The sequence below is a fragment of the Pseudomonas taiwanensis genome, from assembly GCF_013393345.1.
GTDB lineage: Bacteria > Pseudomonadota > Gammaproteobacteria > Pseudomonadales > Pseudomonadaceae > Metapseudomonas > Metapseudomonas resinovorans_C.
This window is the reverse complement of record NZ_QJRF01000039.1, coordinates 192388-198472: the sequence shown is the minus strand read 5'-3', so window position 1 is coordinate 198472 and position 6085 is coordinate 192388. Positions and strand designations below refer to the sequence as shown.

At 65.2% G+C, this 6085-nt stretch carries 7 protein-coding genes; all 7 read left to right on the top strand.

Features of this window, described 5'->3' with window-relative positions:
- On the top strand, window positions 1-624 hold a 624-nt coding region (locus tag DM872_RS06030; protein ID WP_179058596.1), incomplete at its 5' end, for an OprD family outer membrane porin.
- A gap of 516 nt (window positions 625-1140) precedes the next feature.
- Window positions 1141-1779, top strand: coding sequence for a peroxiredoxin (locus DM872_RS06025; RefSeq protein ID WP_179058595.1), 639 nt, complete (start codon window positions 1141-1143; stop codon window positions 1777-1779).
- A gap of 100 nt (window positions 1780-1879) precedes the next feature.
- Window positions 1880-2842: a sulfonate ABC transporter substrate-binding protein gene (locus tag DM872_RS06020; RefSeq protein WP_179058594.1), complete on the top strand. Its 963-nt coding sequence runs from the start codon at window positions 1880-1882 to the stop codon at window positions 2840-2842.
- 51 nt (window positions 2843-2893) lie between these two features.
- Entirely contained in the window at window positions 2894-4048 is a 1155-nt protein-coding gene (ssuD, locus tag DM872_RS06015) for an FMNH2-dependent alkanesulfonate monooxygenase (protein ID WP_179058593.1), read from the top strand.
- Window positions 4049-4057: 9 nt separating this feature from the next.
- Window positions 4058-4843 (top strand): aliphatic sulfonate ABC transporter permease SsuC, encoded by a 786-nt coding sequence (ssuC, locus tag DM872_RS06010; protein WP_179058592.1) that lies wholly within the window; start codon window positions 4058-4060, stop codon window positions 4841-4843.
- Window positions 4840-5649 (top strand): aliphatic sulfonates ABC transporter ATP-binding protein, encoded by an 810-nt coding sequence (gene ssuB, locus DM872_RS06005; RefSeq protein ID WP_179058591.1) that lies wholly within the window; start codon window positions 4840-4842, stop codon window positions 5647-5649. Before ssuC ends, ssuB begins: the two co-directional genes overlap by 4 nt.
- A gap of 37 nt (window positions 5650-5686) precedes the next feature.
- Window positions 5687-5902 carry a TOBE domain-containing protein gene (locus tag DM872_RS06000; protein ID WP_016490167.1) on the top strand — a complete coding sequence of 72 codons (216 nt, stop codon included), beginning with the start codon at window positions 5687-5689 and terminating at the stop codon, window positions 5900-5902.
- Window positions 5903-6085: the final 183 nt, after the last annotated feature.

Below are 6085 nucleotides of genomic sequence, written 5' to 3'. Positions count from 1 at the left end.
CAGCAGCACTTCGTCGGCCTGACCCACAACTGGGCGCTGCCGGTGGGCGCGCTGAAGTCCGACCTGCGCTACTTCTACAGCGACTCCGACGGCAAGAACGCCAGCGTCGAAGGCCGCCGCGAAGGCTTCCGCAGCTCGGGCAACTGGGCGACCAACGATCCGGACCGCTTCGAAGTGGACAACCGCACCTGGAGCGCCCTGTTCACCTACACCCTCGGCGGCCACGCGGCGAGCCTGGGCTACCAGCAGGTGTCCGGCGACAGCGCCTTCCCTTTCCTCAACCAGGGCGACGGCGCCACCGCCTACCTGATCACCGACCGCCAGATCGGCAAGTTCCTCAGCGCCGGCGAGCGCACCTGGGTGGCCGAGTACGGCTACGACTTCGCCAAGCTCGGCGTGCCGGGGCTGAAGGCCGTGGGCACCTACCTGAAGGGCAGCAACATCGAGACCCAGGGCAGCGACCAGGGCGAGTGGGAACGCGACTTCCGCCTCGACTACGTGCTGCAGGGCGGCCCGCTGAAAGGCCTCGGCGTGTCCTGGCGGAATGCCGCCCTGCGCAGCGATGCGGCGCGCGACCAGGACGAGAATCGCCTGATCCTGAGCTATACCCTGACGCTGTTGTAAGGGACTGGCAGGCCTGCGGCCTGCTGCCCCCACAGGGAAGCGCCAAAGCCGAACGCCGGCACGGACAGCTCCCTCTCCCTCCGGGAGAGGGTTGGGGTGAGGGGCTTTTGTAGGTTGGTCAGAGCGCAGCGAAGCCCAACGAGGTGGGTTGCAACTCCGTGTGTTGGGCTTCGCGTAGCTCAGCCACAACCTACGGGTCCGCTACGCGACCCTTGGCGAATGAATTCGCCCCTACAGGGAGAGGGAGCTTTTGTAGGTTGGTCAGAGCGCAGCGAAGCCCAACGAGGTGGGTCGCGAATCCGCGTGTTGGGCTTCGCATAGCTCAGCCGCAACCTACGGTTTGATCGCGTATGAACTAGCCGGGAGCCTCATTCCAGAGGCCTTCCCGGGTTTTTCACGTTTGCAACTAAATAGATAATAAAGTAATAAATAAATCGTTATTTATTCTTTTTAATTTTCAGCGCAGCTACGCATAGTGAGCCCCACGGAACGACAACCAGACACAGGAGCAGCACCATGAGTATCCGCCTCGGCGACATCGCCCCCGACTTCGAACAGGAATCCAGCGAAGGCCGCATCCGTTTCCACGAGTGGCTGGGCAGCAGTTGGGGCGTGCTGTTCTCCCATCCGGCCGACTTCACTCCGGTGTGCACCACCGAGCTCGGCTTCACCGCCAAGCTGAAGGACGAATTCGCCGCTCGTGGGGTCAAGGCGATTGCCCTTTCCGTCGACCCGGTGGACTCCCACCACCGCTGGATCGATGACATCAACGACACCCAGGGCACCCTGGTGAACTTTCCGATCATCGCTGATGCCGACCGCCAGGTGTCCGACCTGTACGACCTGATCCACCCGAACGCCAACGACACCCTCACCGTGCGTTCGCTGTTCATCATCGACCCGAACAAGAAGGTGCGCCTGACCATCACCTACCCGGCGAGCACCGGGCGCAACTTCAACGAAATCCTGCGGGTGATCGATTCCCTGCAACTGACCGACAACCACAAGGTTGCCACCCCGGCTAACTGGCAGGACGGCGACGACGTGGTGATCGTGCCCTCGCTCAAGGATGAAGACGAGATCCGCCAGCGCTTCCCGCGTGGCTACAAGGCGGTCCGGCCGTACCTGCGCCTGACCCCGCAACCCAACCGCTGATTCATCCGGCGCCTCGCGCGCACTGAACGACCCCCGCCTTACTCACCCGCCAACGGGAAGCAGGCAACGACACCACAAGCAAAGTCATGAGGAGAGCGCCATGCGCACCATCACTTTGCGTCGGAGCCTGGCTGCCCTGTTCGCGGCTGCCCTGGCTTTCGGCGCCATCACTCAAGCACAGGCCGAGACCCTGCGGATCGGCTACCAGAAGTACGGCACCCTGGTGCTGCTCAAGGCCAAGGGCACGCTGGAGAAGCGTCTGGCCGAACAGGGCGTTGAGGTCAAATGGACCGAATTCCCCGGCGGCCCGCAGTTGCTGGAAGGCCTGAACGTCGGCTCCATCGACTTCGGCGTGACCGGTGAAACCCCGCCAGTGTTCGCCCAAGCCGCCGGTGCCGACCTGCTCTACGTGGCCTACGAGCCGCCGGCACCGCAGAGCGAAGCGATCCTGGTGCAAAAGGGTTCGCCCATCCAGTCGGTGAAGGAACTGGCCGGCAAGAAAGTCGCCCTGAACAAGGGCTCCAACGTGCACTACCTGCTGGTGCGCGCCCTGGAAGAGGCCGGCCTGAAGTACAGCGATATCCAGCCCGTCTACTTGCCGCCGGCTGACGCCCGCGCCGCCTTCGAGCGCGGCAGCGTGGATGCCTGGGTGATCTGGGACCCCTTCCAGGCCGCCGCCGAGAAGCAACTGGAAGCCCGCACCCTGCGCAATGGCGAAGGGCTTGTGGATAACCACCAGTTCTACCTGGCGACCCGCACCTACGCCCAGAAGCACCCGCAGGTAGTCAGCACCCTGATCGAGGAAGTGCGCGCCGTGGGCGAGGACTCCAAGGCCGATCCGGACAAGGTCACCGAACAGGTCGCGCCGCTGCTGGGCCTGTCCAAGGAGATCACTTCCATCGCGGTGAAACGCCAAGGCTACGGCGCTCAGCCGCTCAGCCCCGAGGTGGTGGCCGCGCAGCAGAAGATCGCCGACACCTTCACCGGCCTGAAGCTGATTCCGAAAAAACTCAGCATCGCTGATGTGATCTGGACGCCGCCGGCCAAGGTCGCGCAGCAGTGACTTGAACCCCTCTCCCGGAGGGAGAGGGGACACCTTTAAGGAGACCACTCCATGAGCTTGAACATCTTCTGGTTCCTGCCAACCCACGGCGACGGCCATTACCTCGGCACATCCGAGGGCGCCCGCGCCGTCGACCACGGCTACCTGCAACAGATCGCGCAGGCGGCCGACCGCCTCGGTTTCGGCGGCGTGCTGATCCCCACCGGACGTTCCTGCGAGGACTCCTGGCTGGTGGCCGCCTCGCTGATCCCGGTGACCCAACGCCTGAAGTTCCTCGTGGCCCTGCGCCCCGGGATCATTTCGCCGACCGTGGCCGCGCGCCAGGCAGCGACCCTGGATCGACTGTCCGGTGGCCGCGCGCTGTTCAACCTGGTCACCGGTGGCGACGCGGACGAACTGGCCGCTGATGGCCTGCACCTGAACCATGAAGAACGTTACGAAGCCTCGGTGGAGTTCACCCGCATCTGGCGCCGCGTGCTGGAGGGCGAAACCGTCGACTACGACGGCAAGCACATCCAGGTGAAGGGTGCCAAATTGTTCTACCCGCCGCTGCAGCAGCCGCGTCCGCCACTGTACTTCGGGGGTTCTTCCGAAGCGGCCCAGGACCTCGCGGCCGAGCAAGTGGAGCTGTACCTGACCTGGGGCGAACCGCCGGCAGCGGTGAAGGAGAAGATCGAACAGGTGCGCGCCAAGGCCGCCAAACAAGGTCGCACGGTGCGCTTCGGTATCCGCCTGCACGTGATCGTGCGCGAGACCAACGAAGCCGCCTGGGCGGCTGCCGACCGCCTGATCGAGAACCTCGACGATGCCACCATCGCCAAGGCGCAGGCTGCCTTCGCCCGTTTCGATTCGGTGGGCCAGCAGCGCATGGCCGCACTGCACAACGGTCGCCGCGACAAGCTGGAAGTCAGCCCCAACCTCTGGGCCGGTGTCGGCCTGGTGCGTGGCGGTGCCGGCACCGCGCTGGTGGGCGATGGCCCGACTGTGGCGGCGCGGGTGAAGGAATACGCCGACCTCGGCATCGACACCTTCATCTTCTCCGGTTATCCGCACCTGGAAGAGTCCTATCGCGTTGCCGAATTGCTGTTCCCCCATCTGGATGTCGCCCGTCCGCGCACCAATGACGGCCTGGGTTTCGTCAGCCCGTTCGGCGAAATGGTCGCCAACGAAGCGCTACCCGAAGCCAAGCTGGCGTCGCAGAGCTGAGGGCGCGGGATGAAACTGGAATCCTTACTCCTGCGCCTGGCGCCCTGGGCCCTGCCCGTGGCGCTGCTGGCGATCTGGCAGGTCGCGGTGGTAACCGGCCTGCTCTCCACCCGCATCCTGCCGGCACCGAGCGCGGTGCTTTCGGCGGGCTGGGATCTGCTGTCCAGCGGTGAGATCTGGACCCACCTGGCCATCAGCGGCTGGCGCGCGGGCATCGGCTTCGCCATCGGCGGTGGCCTCGGCCTGCTGCTGGGCTTCATCACCGGCCTGTCGAAGTGGGGCGAGCGCCTGCTGGACAGTTCGGTGCAGATGATCCGCAACGTGCCGCACCTGGCGCTGATTCCGCTGGTGATCCTGTGGTTCGGCATCGATGAGTCGGCGAAGATTTTCCTGGTCGCCCTCGGCACCCTGTTCCCCATCTACCTCAACACCTACCACGGCATCCGCAACGTCGACCCGGCGCTGGTGGAAATGGCGCGCAGCTATGGGCTGTCCGGCTTCGCACTGTTCCGCCAGGTGATCCTGCCCGGCGCGCTGCCCTCGATTTTGGTGGGCGTGCGTTTCGCCCTCGGCTTCATGTGGCTGACGCTGATCGTCGCCGAGACGATTTCCGCCAGCTCGGGCATCGGCTACCTGGCGATGAATGCCCGCGAGTTCCTGCAGACCGATGTGGTGGTACTGGCGATCCTGCTCTACGCGGTGCTCGGCAAGCTGGCCGATGTCGCCGCCCGGGGCCTGGAACGCATCTGGCTGCGCTGGCACCCGGCCTACCAGGCCAAGGGAGGTGCCGCATGACCGCTGCCCAGGCTCCACAACGCCTCAAGCGCGGCATCCCGCTGGCGCTGCGCGGCATCGGCAAGGCCTTCGGCGAGCGCGAAGTGCTCAAGGGCATCGACCTGCTGATTCCCGCTGGCCAGTTCGTCGCAGTGGTCGGCCGCAGCGGTTGCGGCAAGAGCACTCTGCTGCGCTTGCTGGCGGGGCTGGACAAGCCCTCCCGTGGCGAGCTGCTGGCCGGCTCGGCACCGCTGGAAGACGCTCGCGAAGACACGCGCCTGATGTTCCAGGATGCGCGCCTGCTGCCCTGGAAGCGGGTGATCGACAACGTCGGTCTCGGCCTCTCCGGCGACTGGCGTCCGCGTGCCCTGGAAGCCCTCGAAGCGGTTGGCCTGGCCGACCGTGCACAGGAGTGGCCGGCAGCGCTTTCCGGTGGCCAGAAGCAGCGCGTGGCCCTGGCCCGTGCCTTGATCCACCAGCCGCGTCTGCTGCTGCTGGACGAGCCCCTGGGGGCTCTGGACGCACTAACCCGAATCGAAATGCAGCAGCTGATCGAGCGGCTCTGGCAGCAACACGGCTTCACCGTGCTGCTGGTGACCCACGACGTGAGCGAGGCCGTGGCCGTCGCCGACCGAGTGATCCTGATCGAGGACGGCGCCATTGGCCTCGATCTGCCGGTTGAGCTGCATCGCCCACGAGCCCGTGGCTCGGCGCGCCTGGCCGCGCTGGAAGCCGACGTGCTGGACCGGGTGCTGGCGCTGCCGCCGGCCCCACCGGAACCCGAACCTGTTTCCCCCCTGCCCACGCAATTGCGTTGGGCGCTTTGACCCAAACCCCAATCTCCCGAGCAAAGGAATCAACGCCATGACCATCAAAGCCATCAACGTCCGTAACCAGTTCAAAGGCACCATCAAGGAAATCATCGAAGGCCCGGTGCTTTCCGAAATCGACGTGCAGACTGCCGCCGGCGTCGTCACCTCCGTCATCACCACCCGCTCCGTGCGCGAACTGGAGCTGGGTGTGGGTTCCGAGGTGATCGCCTTCGTGAAATCCACCGAGGTGTCGATCGCGAAGCTGTGATGCTTCGCTTTTTCTGTGCGGGCGAATTCATTCGCTAAGCAGTCCGCAGGACTGCCCTGCAAGGTCGGGGACCGCTGCGCGGTCCTCAGCGAATGAATTCGCCCCCACAAGAGCAAGGCCCCTGCAGCTTCATGCCGCCGCAAAAAACAAACCCCCGCAAGTGCGGGGGTTTGTTCATTCCGG